We start from the raw sequence: 16,639 nt of genomic DNA, 5'->3' as shown, positions 1-16,639 counted from the left end.
TTATCAGCAATGATCCGGCAATCACCGGTGAGCTTCCGGAAGAACGCTTCGAAGCTAGTGCAACGAAGTAAGTAGAACCGGACGGGTAAGCCCGTCATAGCAGCAAAGAGCGGCGGGATCGTTGGCGAATGTCAACGATCCCGCAAGCGAGGTGGTACCGCGGAGATTGTCCTCATGGGCAAACGCCGTCCTTGCATACTGGATCCGAGCCGCAGGATGACATGATGCCGTACTACCCGAAGACCAGCGCCGACCGTGGCGGCGTGCCCGCAAATGTATCCTTCCCCGGCCTTGAGGAAAGCATCCTCAAATATTGGCAGGAAGACGGCACATTTCAAGCGAGCATCGATGCTCGCCCGGCCGGTGAAAACGGCAGCAACGAATTCGTCTTCTATGACGGTCCACCTTTTGCCAACGGTCTGCCGCACTACGGACACTTATTGACCGGTTACGCCAAGGACCTAGTCGCCCGGTATCAAACGCTGCGCGGCCGCAGAGTTGAGCGCCGCTTTGGTTGGGATACGCACGGACTACCCGCTGAACTCGAAGCGATGAAGCAGCTCGGCATGACCGAGAAGCAAGAAATCGAGTCCATGGGCATCGATAAGTTTAACGATGCGGTCCGCGAGTCAGTGATGAAATACACCAAAGAATGGCGCGAGTACGTAACCCGCCAGGCTCGTTGGGTGGACTTCGACAACGACTACAAGACGCTCAACGTTGAGTACATGGAATCCGTCATCTGGGCCTATAAGCAGCTGCATGACAAGGGTTTGACCTATCAGGGCTTCCGGGTGCTGCCCTATTGCTGGAAAGACGAGACGCCGCTGTCTAATCACGAGCTGCGGATGGACGACGACGTCTATAAGATGCGTCAGGATCTTACTGTCACGGTCTCGTTCCCTATCACCAAAACGGAACATGCCTTGAGCGGCGAGCTTGAAGGCGTGCAGATGTTGGCTTGGACCACCACGCCTTGGACGCTGCCGACCAACTTCTCTGTCGCTGTTGGGCCGGAAATTGACTATGTGGTCGTCGAGAGCGCCGGATCAAAGTACCTGCTGGCCGAGGCGCTTTTGGCTGGTTACGCGAAAGACCTCGGTTTCGAATCCGCCGAAGCGGCTGCCGACGCCGTCGTTAAGCTTTACCAGGGCGCAGAGCTGGGCGGGCTGAAGTATCAGCCGCTCTGGGAGTACTACGCCGACGTCGAAAAGTGGGGGACTGGTACGTGCTGGGAGGTGCTAGTTGAAGAGTACGTGACCATCACCGACGGTACCGGAGTTGTCCACCAAGCCTCCGCCTACGGTGAAGAGGATCAGCGCAGCAGCGAAGAGCACGGCATTCCGGTGATCGTTTCAGTTGATGAAGGCGCGCGCTTTTTGCCAATGTTTAGCAACCCGGTCAACGGTGAGACCCCACTGGCTGGAATTGTTGGGCTCCAGGTGTTTGAAGCGAATAAGCCCATCATCAAAGTGCTCCGCGAATCGGGTCGATTGATTCGTGAAGCCAGCTACGAACACAGCTACCCGCATTGCTGGCGTTGCCGAAACCCACTCATCTACAAAGCTGTCTCCTCTTGGTACGTTCAAGTTACTCAGTTCAAAGACCGGATGCTGGAGCTCAACCAGGAAATCAACTGGATTCCGGGCAACGTCAAAGACGGTCAATTTGGTAAGTGGTTGGCTAACGCGCGCGATTGGTCGATCAGTCGGAACCGTTATTGGGGGAGCCCGATTCCGGTCTGGCAATCGGATGACCCGGAATTCCCTCGTACTGACGTCTATGGTTCATTGGCCGAAATCGAAGCTGATTTTGGCCGACTGCCCCGAAACACTGCGGGCGATGTAGATCTGCACCGACCATTCATCGACGAACTGACCCGAGCAAATCCAGACGATCCAACGGGTAAATCAACGATGCGTCGCGTCGAAGACGTGCTGGACGTCTGGTTTGACTCCGGGTCGATGCCCTATGGCCAGGTGCACTTCCCATTTGAGAACGAGGAATGGTTCAACACGCATCACCCGGCAGATTTTATTGTCGAGTACATCGGTCAGACTCGCGGCTGGTTCTACATGTTGCACATCTTGGCAACCGCGATCTTTGATCGACCAGCATTCAAGAACGTGATCAGCCACGGAATTGTGCTGGGTTCAGATGGACAAAAGATGTCTAAGAGTCTGCAAAACTACCCGGACGTCAACGATGTCTTGGACCGGGACGGCTCCGATGCCATGCGTTGGTTCTTGATGGCGTCACCCATTTTGCGCGGTGGAAATCTGGTGGTCACCGAACAAGGCATTCGTGACGGCGTTCGTCAGGTGATCCTGCCATTATGGAACGTTTACAGCTTCTTCACGCTCTATACCAACGCGGCAAATAATGGCGAAGGCTATGTGGCCAAGCTCCGCTACGACGGCTATCAAGATAGTTTGGACCGCTACTTGGTCTCAAACACTGCCTCAATGGTTGAAGCTATGACCACTGCGCTGGACGGCTACGAGATTTCTGATGCTTGTGACGCCTTGCGCGATTATCTGGACATGCTGACCAACTGGTACGTACGACGTTCTCGCCAGCGCTTCTTCGACGAGGATCAGGACGCCTTCGACGCGCTCTACACAGCATTAGAAGCACTGTGCCGAGTTGCTGCGCCATTGCTGCCGCTGGTCACCGAGGAAATCTGGCGCGGCCTGACTGGTGAGCGCTCAGTTCACCTTTCTGACTGGCCCTCGCCAGCAGATTTCCATGCCGATGCCGAGCTAGTCTCAGCGATGGAAGTTGTTCGGCAGGTTTGTTCGGTCGGCTCGTCGTTGCGTAAAGCTGCCAAGCTTCGGGTTCGGTTACCGCTGCAGGAGCTAACCGTCGTCGTGCCGTCGGCGGTTTCCTTGCTGCCCTTTGCCGAAATCATCGCGGATGAGCTGAACCTGAAGAATGTTCGATTCGAAGATGCGGCGGATGCTTCGCTTGCTGAGTTTGGCATCGAGCAGCGTCTGACAGTTAACGCCCGGGCCGCCGGGCCGCGTTTGGGCAAGGATGTTCAGCTGGCGATCAAGGGCGCCAAGAATGGCGACTGGTCAGTTGACGACGCCGGCGTGGTTACCTCGGGCGGGCTCGCCTTAGTGGCTGGCGAGTACAGCCTAGAGACGGCGGTATCCGAAAGCCATGACGGTAGTTTCTCGGTGGCCCTGTTGCCGGGCGGATTCCTTGTACTGAATACTGAAGTTACCGCTGACCTTGAAGCGGAGGGCATTGCGCGGGATATGGTGCGCAGCATCCAACAAGCCCGAAAAGATGCAGACTTGATGGTCAGCGATCGGATTGTCACCACGATCAGTGCACCGCAAGAAATCATCGATGCGCTGGAAGTCAATGCAGAACTGGTGCGACAGGAGACTTTGTCGCTGCGGTTAGAGCTAGTGCCTGGCGATGAAGAAACGCTGATCACTGTGGCACGCAGTGCGTTTGAGAAAGTTGAAGGAGCGCAAGCATGAGCGAAGAGTTTTCCGTTGAAAGTGTTTATGCTGATCTATTGAGCCGCGCGCCAGAAAACAAGATGGAGCCCCGGATGGCCCCGTTGTGGCGGGCAATGGAGCTTTTGGGTGAGCCACAAAAGGCTTACCCGGTGATCCATTTGACCGGTACAAACGGGAAGACCTCGACAGCCAGAATGATCGAGTCCGGGATGCGCGCACACAATCTACGTACTGGCCGCTTGACTAGCCCGCATTTGAGCTCGGTCACCGAACGGATCAGCATTGACGGTGAGTCGGTATCAAATGAGACCTTTGTGCGGATTTGGCAAGAGATTCATCCCTATCTGCAGATGGTTGATGCCGAACTGGATGCCGCCGGTGAGCCACGACTGACGTATTTCGAAGCACTGACGATTCTTGGCTTCGCGATCTTCGCTGATGAACCAGTTGATATTGCCGTCATCGAAGTGGGGCTTGGCGGAATTACCGATGCCACCAATGTCGCGGATGGTGCGGTGGCGGTCATTACGCCAATTTCCTTAGATCACACGGAGCTGCTCGGCGATACCACTGAAGAAATTGCCGTGGAAAAGTCAGGCATCATCAAGCCGGGTGCCTTTATGGTCTCAGCGGCGCAACCAAGCGATGCTGCCCAGGTCTTGTTGGAAAAGGCTCGCGAGGTAGGCGCTGAATATCGCTTCGAAGGCGTTGAGTTTGGCGTAGAAGATCGATCGATTGCGGTGGGCGGCCAGATTCTTACCGTGCGCGGTCTTGCTGGGCGATATCCGGATCTGATGTTGCCATTGCACGGCGAACATCAAGCAGAAAACGCCGCGGTAGCGGTAGCGGCTTTGGAAGCGTTTTTTGGCGGCGGTAGCAAAGAACTTGATTTGGAAGTGCTCCAGGAAGGTTTTGCCCAGGTAACTTCGCCGGGTCGGCTTGAAGTAGTCCGTACCGCACCTACTGTTATTGTCGACGCCGCGCACAACCCTGCGGGGATCAAAGTTACCGTTGCGGCGATTGACGAAGCCTTCAGCTTCAGCAAATTGGTCTTGGTCATTGGCATTTTGCGTGAGAAAGACGCCTTAGAGATCTTGACTCAATTGCGCGCTTCGTTGGGCGAAAATGCGGAGGAAATCTGCCTCACGCAATCGAATTCTCCACGAGCCATTCCGGCGGGAGAGCTGGCGGAATTGGCTTTGGACGCGGGTTTCGAAGAAGAAAACGTGCACATCGCTGAAAAGCTCGACGACGCGCTGGAGTGGGCTGTGCAGCGGGCGGAGGCTAACGACGATTTGGCTGGTGGCGTGTTAGTAACCGGTTCGATCACGCTTGTGGCCGAGGCTCGAATCCTGTTAGGCAAGGAATAGGATGGCGCGGCAGACGAAGGCGCAACGCGGCTGGCGGCCGGGTACCCCGAAGAAACGCCGTTCAACCAAAGTCATGTTTGCCTCGACGGTGCTTGCCTTAGAAGGGTTCGTAGCGTTTTTTGCCACTTTGGTGATTTTTGGTCTGCGTTCAAGAGAAATTTCTCCGATCGCAATCCTGACTGTCGGGATTGCGCTGAGCGTGGTGCTTATTGGTACTTGTGCGTTTCTCACCAAACAATGGGGACTCTGGCTTGGCTGGATCTTGCAACTGGTGCTGATCGCCGTCGGCTTCTTGGAGCCAATGATGTTTGTGATTGGCCCATTGTTTGCCATCTCTTGGTGGTACGCGCTGCGCACAGGAGCGAGACTGGACAGAGAAAATCTCAAACGCGAGCAAGATCAGTTGCAATGGGACAAGGAGCACCCGGGGGAGTCCGATGGTTTGTCTAGTGACTCCTTGTAACGCTTAGACTGAACTCAATCCATTTTCAATTTTCAGGAGACATCTATGAGCCTCGAACGCACCCTTGTTCTGGTCAAGCCCGACGGCGTGGCCCGCAACCTTTCCGGCGCCATTTTGGCCCGAATCGAAGCAAAAGGCTATCGCTTGGCTGAGTTGAAAAGGACTCAAGCGACTCGTGCGCAGCTCGAAGAACACTACGCAGAGCATGCAGGCAAGCCGTTCTACGAGCCGCTGGTTGGGTTCATGTTGTCTGGGCCGGTAGTTGCGGCAATATTCAAAGGTGAGCGGGTTATCGAAGGGTTCCGCTCATTAGCCGGTGCCACCGACCCAACCGTTGCCGCTCCTGGCACTATTCGTGGTGACTTTGGTCGTGACTGGGGACTGAAAGTGCAGCAGAACTTGGTGCACGGTTCAGATTCAGTGGAATCAGCAGAACGTGAAATTGGTATTTGGTTTTAGATTGCTCGTTGGGCGGACGTTGCGTGGCTGAAGTTCCTGGCTGCGCAACGTCCACCCAATTTCAGGTTAGAATGAAGGGGTGAACACAAACCTTACCCAGTGGCGGCGGCTGCCTTAGCAGCCCGCTTTATCGTTCACGCTTTTTTGCTGACGGGCTGCATTGCAGCCCGTTTTTTCATGCCCAGAATCTAGTTGGCATCCTGAGACGGCTGTAGATGTAGTCCTTGAATAAAGGAAAGACACTATGGATTCGTTCCAAATTACGGCCGCTAGAAGCCAACAATTGGCACGAGACGTTGTTGCGCATGCTGACTACTACCGGGTTCTCACGGGCGAACGCCCCACCGGGCCGTTACACCTAGGCCACTACTTTGGTAGCTTGGCTGAGCGTGCCCGGTTGCAACGACTCGGCGTCGAAATCATTGTAGTGATCGCCGACTATCAAGTGATCACTGCTCGGGACACCGCTGGCGATATTCGAGAGAATGTACACGAAGTCGTCTTGGATTATCTGGCGGCGGGAATGGACCCCGAGCAGAGCACAATATTCACGCATTCGGCTGTACCGGCGCTCAATCAGCTGATATCGCCATTTTTGAGTTTGGTGACCGAAGCTGAGTTGCGCCGAAATCCAACGGTCAAGTCTGAGTCTGCCGCTTCGGGGCGCGCCTTGAGCGGATTGTTGCTAACGTATCCAGTCCATCAAGCTGCAGACATCCTGTTCTGCCGCGCAAATCTGGTGCCAGTAGGTAAGGATAATCTGCCGCACGTTGAATTGACTCGGAGTATTGCTCGGCGTTTCAACGATAGATATTCTGAGGTGTTTCCCATCCCGGAAGCGATCCTGACGCAGACTCCGGAGTTGCCGGGACTTGACGGGCGGAAGATGTCCAAAAGCTATCGAAATAGCATTCCGCTGAGACTATCGGCAGATGAAACTGCTGAAACCATTCGTAAGACCCCCACAGATAGCCAAAGACTGATTAGTTATGACCCGTTAGCGCGGCCCGGTATTTCGGCCTTATTGGACACAGCTGCTGTTTGTCTGGGCTTGGGGGTGGAAACCTTGGCGGAGCAATTGGGCGATTCTGGGGCTGGAAAGCTGAAACAGCTGGCCATCGAAGCGGTTAACGATTACTTTGCGCCGTTCCGCGCTCGACGTCGGCAATTTGAATTAGAGCCGGAGGCCGTCACGCAGATTCTGTCCACCGGAAACGCTCGAGCGAATGCTATCGCCGAACAGGCGTTGGACCGTGTTCGAAAGGCAATGGGGATGTCCTACTGAAGCCGTGCTCACCCTCAACTCTTCTGGGATGTATTTTCGGCTTGGGGATGGGACTTTCGCCGCAAAAGTCCCATCCCCAAGCCGAAAATACATCCCAGAAGGGCATAACTGAGGCGCTAGCCGTTGCTGGCGACGAAAAGGTTGATGAATCGGAAGAAGATGCTGGCGATAACACCCAAGTACAGCAACACCACGATCGTCCAGCCCCAACTGGTAGCGAATTTCACTAGACCGGCCGGTGCCGGAATAATGCCGTGTACCATATTCCGAATCGTGGTCCAGATGAATAGCGGAATCATCATCGCCCAAACAACCATGCAGTAGGGGCAAAGGATAGTTATCGAATAAAGCGCTTGAGACCAAAACCAGACGATGAAAACCATGGCGAGTGTGATACCCAGCTGAAAGCAGATCCAGTACCATCGAGCAAATTTGGCTCCGGCCAGGATTGACATTCCGATGGCGAACACTATGCCGAATCCGACGATTCCGATATAAGGATTAGGGAAGCCGAATAGCGAGGCCTGCCATTTACCCATGACTGCGCCACATGAGACAAAGGCATTGACGTCGCAGCCGAGCTTCGCGGTGGGATTTTCAAGCAGTTCAAGCTTGTCTAGTACCAAGGCAAAAGCGCCAATAAAAGCAACCAGGCTAGTTACCAAGAGCAAGCCAGCGAAGGGTTTGCTTCTGGTGATCCAAGGGAGCGCGCTTTCCTGCGCTGAGCTAGCAGAGATCCGATCTTCATCGGACCTTTTAGCAGGTCGAGGATCGATGGTGGCGGGTATCTTCGGCTTGTCCATGGCCCGATTCTAGCCTGTCGATCTGAGGTCGCCGCACAGTTACCGTCTCAATACCACAGGGTAGTGAGACGGTATGAGACAATGTTTTTGGCTGGACTTTGATCCATATGCAACGTTCGGTCCGACAGTAAGTTCTCCTGCCAGCAGGTGTTGATGATTGGTTTGTTCGGTCCAGAAAACCACAAATTCGGCATCCACCGTTGCCAGTTGTTGAGAATCCCTGCTGTTGGCGACCTGGCGATGCAGCACCCAAGCGTTGGTGCCACCCGGGACGTAATTCATTGACTTCGGTCGGCGCCTGCGGGTGCTGGCACTTAAGCCCTTGCGGGAGTCGGATGTGGCGGCGCTGCACGGGATGGAGCACAGCCATAAATGGACATTGATGAAACTGCAGCAGTAACAAATGAGGCTGCCGAGACAGAATCGCGCACTGCTGCAAAACGATCCCCAGCCAAGAAGACCGCTGAGAAGAAGGCAACGGTAAAAAAGCCGGTTGAGAAAAAAGCCTCGGAGAAAAAAGCTCCGGCAAAACGAGGCAAAGCCGCTGCGGTAACCCTAGAAGTTGCTGTTGAAGAGGTCGTAGAAGTCTCAGAACTAGAAGCAGCAAAGAAGCCCAAAAGGGCAAGTAGGGCCAAAAAGGCAGTTGCAGAAGCGTCAATAGATCAACCGACGCTAGCCGGTTTGGAACCGGTAGCAGCCCAAGATGCCAACGCAGCACTGCCCTTGGCCGAGAAGAAAACGACCCGGCAACGTAGCCCGCGCCGGGCCGCAACTAAGCCTGCCGTAGTTGAAGCAAACTCAGAAGTGACTGCCGAGCCGGTTGACTCGGTTGCGGTAGTCGAGGCTGAACCGGTTCAAGCCGAGGAAGTTACTTCAAGTCCCTTTGCTTCGCCGTTCTCGGTGCCGGCTTCAGCGGCGTCGTTGTTGTTTCAAGCCCCCGACCTTTCACTCGCGCCGGTAGTTCGTGAGCCAGTTGTGGCCGCTGAACCCGATGAAGATGCTGAGCTAGATGACTCGGGCCCCCGTCGTCGTCGTTCACGGTCGCGGAAACCTCGGGCTGTTGAAGCGGCAGCAGAAGACAGCGGAACTGAAGCCGAATCTAGCGAAAAAACCGAAACAGAAGAAGGCGACGGCGTGGTCTCACGCCGGCGCCGACGTCGGCGCCGCGGTGACGCAGATCTAGAGCTGACTGGTGGCGGAGAGGATGATCCGCCCAACACGGTGACCCGGGTGCGCGCACCGCGGCAGCCTTCGGAGAATGTTTCCAACAAGGTAACGTCGTTGCGCGGGTCGACTCGACTCGAAGCCAAGAAGCAACGCCGACGGGAGTCTCGTGACACGGGAAGGCGTCGCCAGGTCATTACCGAGGCAGAATTCTTAGCTCGACGTGAGTCAGTTGAACGAGTCATGGTGGTTCGTCAGCGGGACGAACGGATTCAAATTGGTGTGCTGGAAGATGGAATTCTTGCGGAGCACTTCGTCTCTAAAACGCAACAAGATTCGCTCATTGGCAACGTCTACCTAGGCAAAGTCCAAAACGTTTTGCCCAGTATGGAAGCGGCGTTCGTAGATATCTGTCGCGGACGCAATGCGGTCCTTTATGCGGGCGAAGTCAATTGGGATGCCGCCAAACTTGACGGTGCGCCGCGTCGAATTGAAAATGCGCTCAAATCAGGTGACACGGTCTTGGTACAGGTAACCAAGGATCCGGTTGGGCATAAGGGTGCTCGGTTGACCAGCCAGGTTTCTTTGCCAGGTCGGTACCTGGTCTATGTTCCGGGCGGGTCCATGACGGGCATTTCGCGCAAGCTGCCGGATGTTGAACGGAATCGTCTCAAGCGGATCCTCAAAGACAATCTGCCGGAGAATGCTGGCGTTATTGTTCGCACCGCTGCCGAAGGGGCAAGTGAAGAGGAGCTCACGCACGATATCAATCGCTTACGTGTGCAGTGGGAAGGCATCGAGTCACAAGCTTCCTCGACCAAGACGCTTGCGCCGGAAATGCTGTACGGCGAACCTCACCTGACGATCAAAGTGGTTCGCGATGTCTTCAACGAAGACTTTGCCAAGTTGATTGTCTCCGGCGAGGAAGCGTGGGACACCGTGGAGGCTTACGTCACGTACGTAGCGCCAGATTTGGTGGACCGGCTAGAAAAGTGGACCAGTAACGAAGACATTTTTGCTGCGCATCGGATTGATGAGCAAATCTCCAAGGCTCTTGAGCGTAAGGTCTTTCTTCCCTCTGGTGGATCCTTGGTGATTGACCGTACTGAGGCGATGACCGTCGTCGACGTTAACACTGGGAAGTTCACTGGCTCCGGCGGAAACCTTGAAGAAACGGTGACCAAGAATAACTTGGAAGCCGCCGAAGAAGTAGTTCGGCAACTACGTTTGCGCGATATTGGTGGCATCATCGTCATCGACTTTATTGACATGGTGTTGGAATCCAACCGGGATCTAGTGCTCAGGCGGCTAGTGGAGTGCCTGGGGCGTGATCGCACTAAACACCAGGTGGCCGAAGTGACTTCGCTTGGGTTGATCCAGATGACTCGCAAGCGGATGGGTACCGGTCTGCTCGAGGTATTTGGCGAGCAGTGTGAAGCTTGTGCTGGACGCGGCGTGGTGACACACGAAGAGCCAGTTGAACACCGACGGACCACGCACACGATCGCTGCGGAGCAACACAATCCGCGCGCCGAAAATCAGCGGCCAAGTCGTGGAGAGCGCAAGCGTAATCGGAATCGCCAGCAGAATCAGGTTGAGCCTGAGGCCGAGGAATTGACCGAGGATGAGAAATCCGCGAAGGCTTCAGCTGCTAGGGCCGCTTTGGCCAATATTGCTGCCGCGGCGCAAGCTGCCCATGAGCACGACGGTGAAGAGCCGATCGATGCAGTTGACAGCGTTGTTAAGCCGCAAGCAAGCCATGACGCCGCCGTTTTGACTATCGGTGGTGAAAAGGTGGAGATTCCGCGCGGTGAGCACGTTGATGACGCTCCGCATATGCCTGAGCTCACTCTTGATGGTCTTGCAGATGTCTTCAATCACCTTGTTCCAGAAGATTCAGAGCCAAAATCGCGCTCTCGGCGACCGCGTCGTCATCGTGCCGCTGGACGTGCGCAGGGGGCTGCTAACAGCAACGAGATTCAGTCAATTGAGGGCGAGTCGGCCGGTGGAAAAACTGTGCCAGTGGCTAAGGCGCCATCGGCAAAGGTTGATCCGGAATCGAAGAAGCCGGCGGCTAATGAGCCAATGATTCTGGGCGTAGGGGTTCCTGCTTCAGAGCTCTAACCTCGATTTCAGATAGCAAGAGCGCTTTGCGTTAGCCAGAAAACAGGTTTTCTGGCTAACGCAAAGCGCTCTTGCTATCTCGGATCTAATCTACGGCTGAGAATTCTGCACTGCCGTGGCGAACGGTAGACTCAAGAGCTGACACGGGGTGCCAGGCCAGGAGGGCAGGCTGAGAATCGATACCCGTTGAACCTGTCCGGTTAGCACCGGCGGAGGGATGTCAGATGCTGCCGCTCACGCCAAACCACTTGCTATTAGAACCAGTGCCCACAAAGCAGGTACCCAGAGTGCTGACTATCGCCGGCTCGGATCCTGCGGGTGGGGCTGGGATTCAAGCAGATCTGAAAAGTATCGGTGCCAATGGTGGTTACGGCATGGCAGTTATCGCCGCTCTGACGGCGCAAAATACCAGGGGAGTGCGGGCGGTGCACGTGCCACCGATCGAATTCTTGGTTAGCCAACTTGAAGCAATTAGCGAAGACATTACTGTCGACGCCGTCAAAATCGGCATGTTGGCAGATGCCGCGGTGATTGGCGCCGTCAGTGCTTGGCTTCGAAAGGCTCAGCCACCACTCGTAGTTTTAGATCCTGTCATGATCGCTTCCAGTGGTGCTCGACTATTGGACCCAGCGGCGGAGATCGCGCTACGAGGCTTACTTCACCAAGCTGATCTAATCACGCCAAACTTGCCGGAGATGGGCGCTTTGCTCGGTAAACCTGAACCTAAGGACTGGGCCACCGCGGTGCAGATGGCCTTCGATTTAGCCGCAGCATATGACACTAAGGTGCTGCTTAAAGGTGGACATTTCACTGATGAAATTGTCAAAGATGCACTGATATCGGTCGGAGAAGCGCCGGTTGTCTTTGAAGCTCGTCGAATTGAGACGAACAACACACACGGCACCGGGTGTTCGCTCTCCGCTGCGATAGCTACTCGCCAGGCGCTTGTTGGTAATTGGCACGAAAGTCTTCGGGGAGCAACAACCTGGCTGCACGGCGCAATTCGTAGGGGTTCGGAGCTCAACGTAGGCAATGGATACGGCCCGGTCCATCATTTTCATCAATGGCAAACGGCGTCGGTGACTGAAAGTTGGTGGCAGGAGATCGAACCGATCCGAGCCGGCATTCTGGCGTTGCCTTTGATCAAAGATCTGCGCTCCGGAGAGCTGGCCGAAAGTGACTTTGCTTACTATTTGGCGCAAGATGCACTTTATTTGAAGGAATACTCTCGCGCTTTAGCCAGAGCAAGCGCCCTTGCGCCCACCGAAGGGGAGTAGCTGTTTTTGGCCAAGAGCGCCGCCAACGCGCTAGAGTGTCGAGTCGGAAATGCATCGGACGTGGTTGCGTGAGCATCCCGCGCAGCTGGTACAGGGCCCGGTGACCAAGCGATACGTTGATCATCTATTGGCTGCCAGCGCCAGCGACTATGGCACCTTAGTAGCTGCCGTGCTGCCTTGTTTTTGGCTCTATGCCTGGGTTGGGGCAGAGCTATCCGCGCTGGCACCGGTAAAAGATGACCATCCCTATGCAGCTTGGTTGGCAACGTATTCCGATGCAGAGTTCTTCGCTTCTACCGCGTTAGCAATTCGATATGCGGAGCAGGCAGCCGCAGTAGCGGGCCCTAAATCGCTGGAATCCATGCGGAACGCTTTCTTCGAAGCGAGCCAGCATGAACTGGATTTCTTCGACGCACAGCGCGCCCTGCTTGGTAGCGCGCTCAGCGCCCGGTAGTATGGACAGGCACGGTTCGCCGCGCAGCCATTCGAGCTCTTGGTGAAACTGAGTTAATTCGAAGTATCGAGAAGTTCGTGCATTTGCAGTGTCAGCGCTTCATGGCGTATTCTGGACTGTCGGTGCATACGCAGTTATTGGGTCGTGTCTTTCGCAGTGAAAATCACAGCGAAGATGCTCAGATTCCCTCGGCGAGTGGCACAAGCAGATCCTGAGAACGGAAGCAATCAGTTTCCGCACGCAAACTTTAGTTTTTTATCGTCGAGAGAAGTGAGTTACCCAGTGGTTTACGCGATTGTCCGCGCAGGCGGCCGCCAAGAGAAGGTTTCCGTTGGAGACTTCGTGACCCTGAACCGCGTCCCCGGTGGAGTTGGCAGCACCATTGAGCTGCCTGCTGTTCTCCTGGTTGATGGTGAGAAGATCACCTCGGATGCGAAAGACCTGGCAAAGGTCAAGGTAAAGGCAGAGATCCTCGAAGACCTCCGTGGTCCGAAGATTGTCATTCAGAAGTTCAAGAACAAGACCGGTTACAAGAAGCGCCAGGGCCACCGCCAGGCGTTGACCAAGGTCAAAGTCACCTCGATCGCGTAAGCATCCTTAGAGACTCAAGGCAGGAAAAACAATGGCACATAAAAAGGGCGCGAGTTCGACTCGTAACGGTCGGGATTCCAACGCACAGTACTTGGGCGTGAAGCGTTTCGGCGGCCAGGTCGTCAAAGCAGGCGAGATCATCGTCCGCCAGCGCGGCACCCACTTCCACCCCGGCGCAGGCGTTGGCCGTGGCAAGGATGACACTCTCTTCGCACTGGAAGCTGGTGCAGTTGAGTTCGGCGCACGTGGCGGACGCCGCGTTGTGAACATCGTTGTAGCTGCAGCAGCCGAGTAATTTCGGCACTAAGCACAATTTTTTGCGGTGGAGCGGGCCGAACGGCTCGCTCCACCGCTGTTTTAAGCTGGTCCTAGATTATAGATACCAGCCCCCTGAATTCAAGGAGATCACGATGGCAAGCTTTGTTGACAGAGTGGTGCTCCACGTCTCAGGTGGCTCTGGTGGCCACGGTTGCGTTTCGGTCAAGCGCGAAAAATTCAAGCCCCTGGGTGGTCCCGACGGCGGCAATGGTGGCGACGGCGGTAACGTCATCCTGCGGGTTTCGCACCAAACAACCACGCTCTTGGACTACCACCACGCACCGCACCGACACGCGAGTAACGGTGGCCAAGGAATGGGCGATTGGCGTGGCGGCAAGCAAGGCGAAACGCTGATCTTGCCGGTCCCTGACGGCACCGTGGTGAAAACTAAAGACGGTGAAGTCTTGGCTGACTTGGTTGGTGAAGGTACCGAGTATGTTGCTGCAGCCGGTGGCCAAGGTGGCTTGGGTAATTCTTCGCTGTCCTCACAGAAACGCCGTGCGCCAGGATTCGCGTTGCTCGGCGTAGACGGAGAAGCCTCCGATATCGTACTGGAACTCAAATCGATTGCAGACATCGCACTCGTTGGCTTCCCATCGGCTGGTAAGTCCAGCCTCATCGCTGCGATGAGCGCCGCACGACCCAAAATTGCGGATTACCCCTTCACCACCTTGATTCCAAATCTTGGCGTCGTGGAAGCGGGCGAAGTTCGCTTCACCATTGCCGATGTGCCTGGGCTTATTGAAGGTGCTAGTGAAGGCAAAGGTCTTGGCCACCACTTCCTGCGCCACGTTGAGCGTTGTACCGCACTTGTGCATGTGTTGGATACTGCGACGCTCGAATCAGATCGAGATCCTCTTAGCGATTTAGCGATTATTGAAGCGGAGCTTGAAAAGTACGCGGTTGATATGAGCTACGCGGGTGTTGACGGCGAAGTTATTCCGCTTAACGAGCGGCCAAAGCTCGTGGCGTTGAATAAGATCGACACCCCTGACGGTAAAGATATGGCAGAGTTCGTTCGCGCCGAATTAGAGGGTCGCGGCTACCGCGTCTTCGAGGTTTCCGCTTCTTCCCATGAAGGATTGCGCCAGCTTTCCTTTGCCATGGCAGAACTAGTCACCGCAGCGCGGGCGCGAGCAACTGTCGTCACAGCCAAAATTACCCCGCCAGTCCTTCGGCCACGTGCGGTCAATCGCAAAGAATTCACCATTCGCCCCGAAGAGCGCAATTTGGAGCCGTTGTTCCGAGTTCTTGGTGCTAAGCCAGTGCGTTGGGTGAAGCAAACGGACTTCACTAACGAAGAAGCAATCGGCTACTTGGCAGAGCGCCTGAACAAATTAGGTGTTGAAGACGGACTTTTCAAAAAGGGCGCTAAACCCGGCGACACCGTGGTAATCGGTGAAGATGGCGAAAATGCCGTGGTCTTCGATTGGGAGCCCACCATGATGGCCGGTGCCGAATTGCTGAGCGGGCCTCGTGGCACCGATCCTCGTTTTACGGATCTGGGCGACCGTCCAACCCGATCGCAAAAACGTGAAGAGTATCAAGAGCGGCGGGACGCGAAATCTGCTGCGCGAGCTGAGCTTGAGTCAGAGCGAAAAGCAGGCATTTGGACCGAATCTGTGTCTGCTCGCCGTGACCGCGAAGCGCATGAAAGTCGAGAAGCTGCCAGCACGGACGACGGCGATGCGCTCTGATAGCGTCGTCGTCGGCGGTCGAGAGCTCTTAAAAACTGCCTCTCGAATCGTCGTTAAAGTCGGGTCTTCCTCACTCACCTCGGTAAGTGGCGGCATATCTGAGCAGGCGCTTAGTCAGCTTGTCGATGTATTGGCGGCTCGAAAGAAGCAAGGCGCCGAGATTATTTTAGTCTCCTCAGGTGCGATCGCGGCCGGGTTAGCCCCTTTGGGCTTGGCCCGACGTCCTAAGGATCTAGCGACGCAGCAGTCGGCTGCGAGCGTGGGGCAGAGCCTGTTGATGGCCCGCTACGGTGCCGCTTTTGGTAGCCACAATGTCACGGTTAGTCAGGTGCTGCTCACAGCAGAAGATCTCACCCGACGCACCCAATATGCCAATGTGTACAGAGCATTGGAGCGCCTACTTAATCTCGGTGTACTTCCCATCGTGAATGAAAATGACACCGTGGCAACACACGAGATTCGCTTTGGTGACAACGATCGATTAGCAGCTCTGGTGGCGCACCTCGTCAAGGCCGACGCAATGGTGCTGCTTTCCGACGTCGATGCGGTCTACGACGGGCCGCCAAACACCGGAGCCCGGCGAATTGAGCAGATAAGCAGCCCTGAGGATCTTGCCGGAATCAAGATTGGCTCGGTCGGTTCCGCTGGAGTGGGTACTGGCGGAATGGCGACCAAAGTCCAAGCTGCGTCCATCGCGGCAGGGTTTGGCACACCAGCTTTAGTTACTTCAGCAGCGAATGCCGAGGCGGCTTTGGCCGGTGCCGATGTGGGCACCTGGTTTAGTTTGCATGGCGAACGACGTCCGATTCGGTTGCTATGGCTGGCACATCTGGCTAGCACCCACGGAAAGTTAACTCTGGACGACGGCGCCGTTGCTGCCATCCGGGAACGACATAAATCCTTATTGCCAGCCGGAATCAAAGCAGTGTCCGGCGAGTTCGAAGCGGGCGACGCCGTTGAATTAGTTGACTTAGCGGGCCGCACGTTTGCGCACGGCTTGGTCAATTATGACGCCGCGGAATTGCCAACGATGCTGGGCAAGAAAACTAAGGATCTAGCCGGAGAATTGGGCCGAGACTACGTCCGCGCCGTCGTCCATGTGGATGACTTAGTTCTCATTTGATCCCCAACTTCTGCTCGTCTACTGCGCGCGATTAC

Annotated in this window: 13 protein-coding genes and 1 riboswitch; of the genes, 12 read left to right on the top strand and 1 reads right to left on the bottom strand. The window is 55.5% G+C overall.

Annotation, left to right across the window (positions count from 1 at the left end; all coding sequences use genetic code 11):
- The first annotated feature begins 224 nt into the window (after positions 1-224).
- The 5 genes from ileS to trpS all read left to right on the top strand — a co-directional run bounded on the left by ileS (position 225) and on the right by trpS (position 7,053).
- Positions 225-3,494: an isoleucine--tRNA ligase gene (gene ileS / locus RSAL33209_RS14330; protein ID WP_041685882.1), complete on the top strand. Its 3,270-nt coding sequence runs from the start codon at positions 225-227 to the stop codon at positions 3,492-3,494.
- A complete protein-coding gene (locus RSAL33209_RS14325) occupies positions 3,491-4,846 on the top strand; it encodes a bifunctional folylpolyglutamate synthase/dihydrofolate synthase (RefSeq protein WP_012246613.1) in 1,356 nt (451 codons plus the stop codon). The genes ileS and RSAL33209_RS14325 overlap by 4 nt, the downstream gene beginning before the upstream one ends.
- 1 nt (position 4,847) lies before the next feature.
- Complete coding sequence (locus RSAL33209_RS14320) at positions 4,848-5,309, top strand: DUF4233 domain-containing protein (RefSeq protein ID WP_012246612.1); 462 nt, start codon at positions 4,848-4,850, stop codon at positions 5,307-5,309.
- A gap of 45 nt (positions 5,310-5,354) precedes the next feature.
- Complete coding sequence (gene ndk, locus RSAL33209_RS14315) at positions 5,355-5,768, top strand: nucleoside-diphosphate kinase (RefSeq protein ID WP_012246611.1); 414 nt, start codon at positions 5,355-5,357, stop codon at positions 5,766-5,768.
- Positions 5,769-6,012: 244 nt separating this feature from the next.
- Complete coding sequence (gene trpS / locus RSAL33209_RS14310; protein WP_012246610.1) at positions 6,013-7,053, top strand: tryptophan--tRNA ligase; 1,041 nt, start codon at positions 6,013-6,015, stop codon at positions 7,051-7,053.
- 116 nt (positions 7,054-7,169) lie between these two features.
- Here the strand turns inward: trpS and RSAL33209_RS14305 are convergent, their stop codons facing one another.
- Complete coding sequence (locus tag RSAL33209_RS14305; RefSeq protein WP_012246609.1) at positions 7,170-7,856, bottom strand: vitamin K epoxide reductase family protein; 687 nt, start codon at positions 7,854-7,856, stop codon at positions 7,170-7,172.
- Positions 7,857-8,228: 372 nt separating this feature from the next.
- Between RSAL33209_RS14305 and RSAL33209_RS14300 the strand changes: the two genes are divergently transcribed.
- The 7 genes from RSAL33209_RS14300 to proB all read left to right on the top strand — a co-directional run bounded on the left by RSAL33209_RS14300 (position 8,229) and on the right by proB (position 16,604).
- Entirely contained in the window at positions 8,229-11,144 is a 2,916-nt protein-coding gene (locus tag RSAL33209_RS14300) for an Rne/Rng family ribonuclease (protein ID WP_012246608.1), read from the top strand.
- A gap of 134 nt (positions 11,145-11,278) precedes the next feature.
- Positions 11,279-11,379: riboswitch (TPP riboswitch) on the top strand.
- The gene (thiD, locus tag RSAL33209_RS14295; protein WP_012246607.1) at positions 11,369-12,421 is read left to right on the top strand and encodes a bifunctional hydroxymethylpyrimidine kinase/phosphomethylpyrimidine kinase; all 1,053 of its coding nucleotides are present in this window, start codon (positions 11,369-11,371) and stop codon (positions 12,419-12,421) included. (Overlaps the previous riboswitch by 11 nt.)
- Positions 12,422-12,470: 49 nt before the next feature.
- Complete coding sequence (locus RSAL33209_RS18990; RefSeq protein WP_012246606.1) at positions 12,471-12,875, top strand: thiaminase II/PqqC family protein; 405 nt, start codon at positions 12,471-12,473, stop codon at positions 12,873-12,875.
- A gap of 282 nt (positions 12,876-13,157) precedes the next feature.
- Positions 13,158-13,466: a 50S ribosomal protein L21 gene (gene rplU, locus RSAL33209_RS14290; protein ID WP_041685877.1), complete on the top strand. Its 309-nt coding sequence runs from the start codon at positions 13,158-13,160 to the stop codon at positions 13,464-13,466.
- Between the two features lie 31 nt (positions 13,467-13,497).
- Complete coding sequence (rpmA, locus tag RSAL33209_RS14285) at positions 13,498-13,761, top strand: 50S ribosomal protein L27 (RefSeq protein WP_012246604.1); 264 nt, start codon at positions 13,498-13,500, stop codon at positions 13,759-13,761.
- Between the two features lie 115 nt (positions 13,762-13,876).
- Positions 13,877-15,481 (top strand): GTPase ObgE, encoded by a 1,605-nt coding sequence (gene obgE, locus RSAL33209_RS14280; protein WP_012246603.1) that lies wholly within the window; start codon positions 13,877-13,879, stop codon positions 15,479-15,481.
- Positions 15,471-16,604 carry a glutamate 5-kinase gene (proB, locus tag RSAL33209_RS14275; protein ID WP_012246602.1) on the top strand — a complete coding sequence of 378 codons (1,134 nt, stop codon included), beginning with the start codon at positions 15,471-15,473 and terminating at the stop codon, positions 16,602-16,604. The genes obgE and proB overlap by 11 nt, the downstream gene beginning before the upstream one ends.
- The last annotated feature ends 35 nt before the right edge of the window (positions 16,605-16,639 follow it).

It is taken from the genome of Renibacterium salmoninarum ATCC 33209 (assembly GCF_000018885.1).
GTDB lineage: Bacteria > Actinomycetota > Actinomycetes > Actinomycetales > Micrococcaceae > Renibacterium > Renibacterium salmoninarum.
This window is presented reverse-complemented; position numbering and strand designations above follow the sequence as displayed.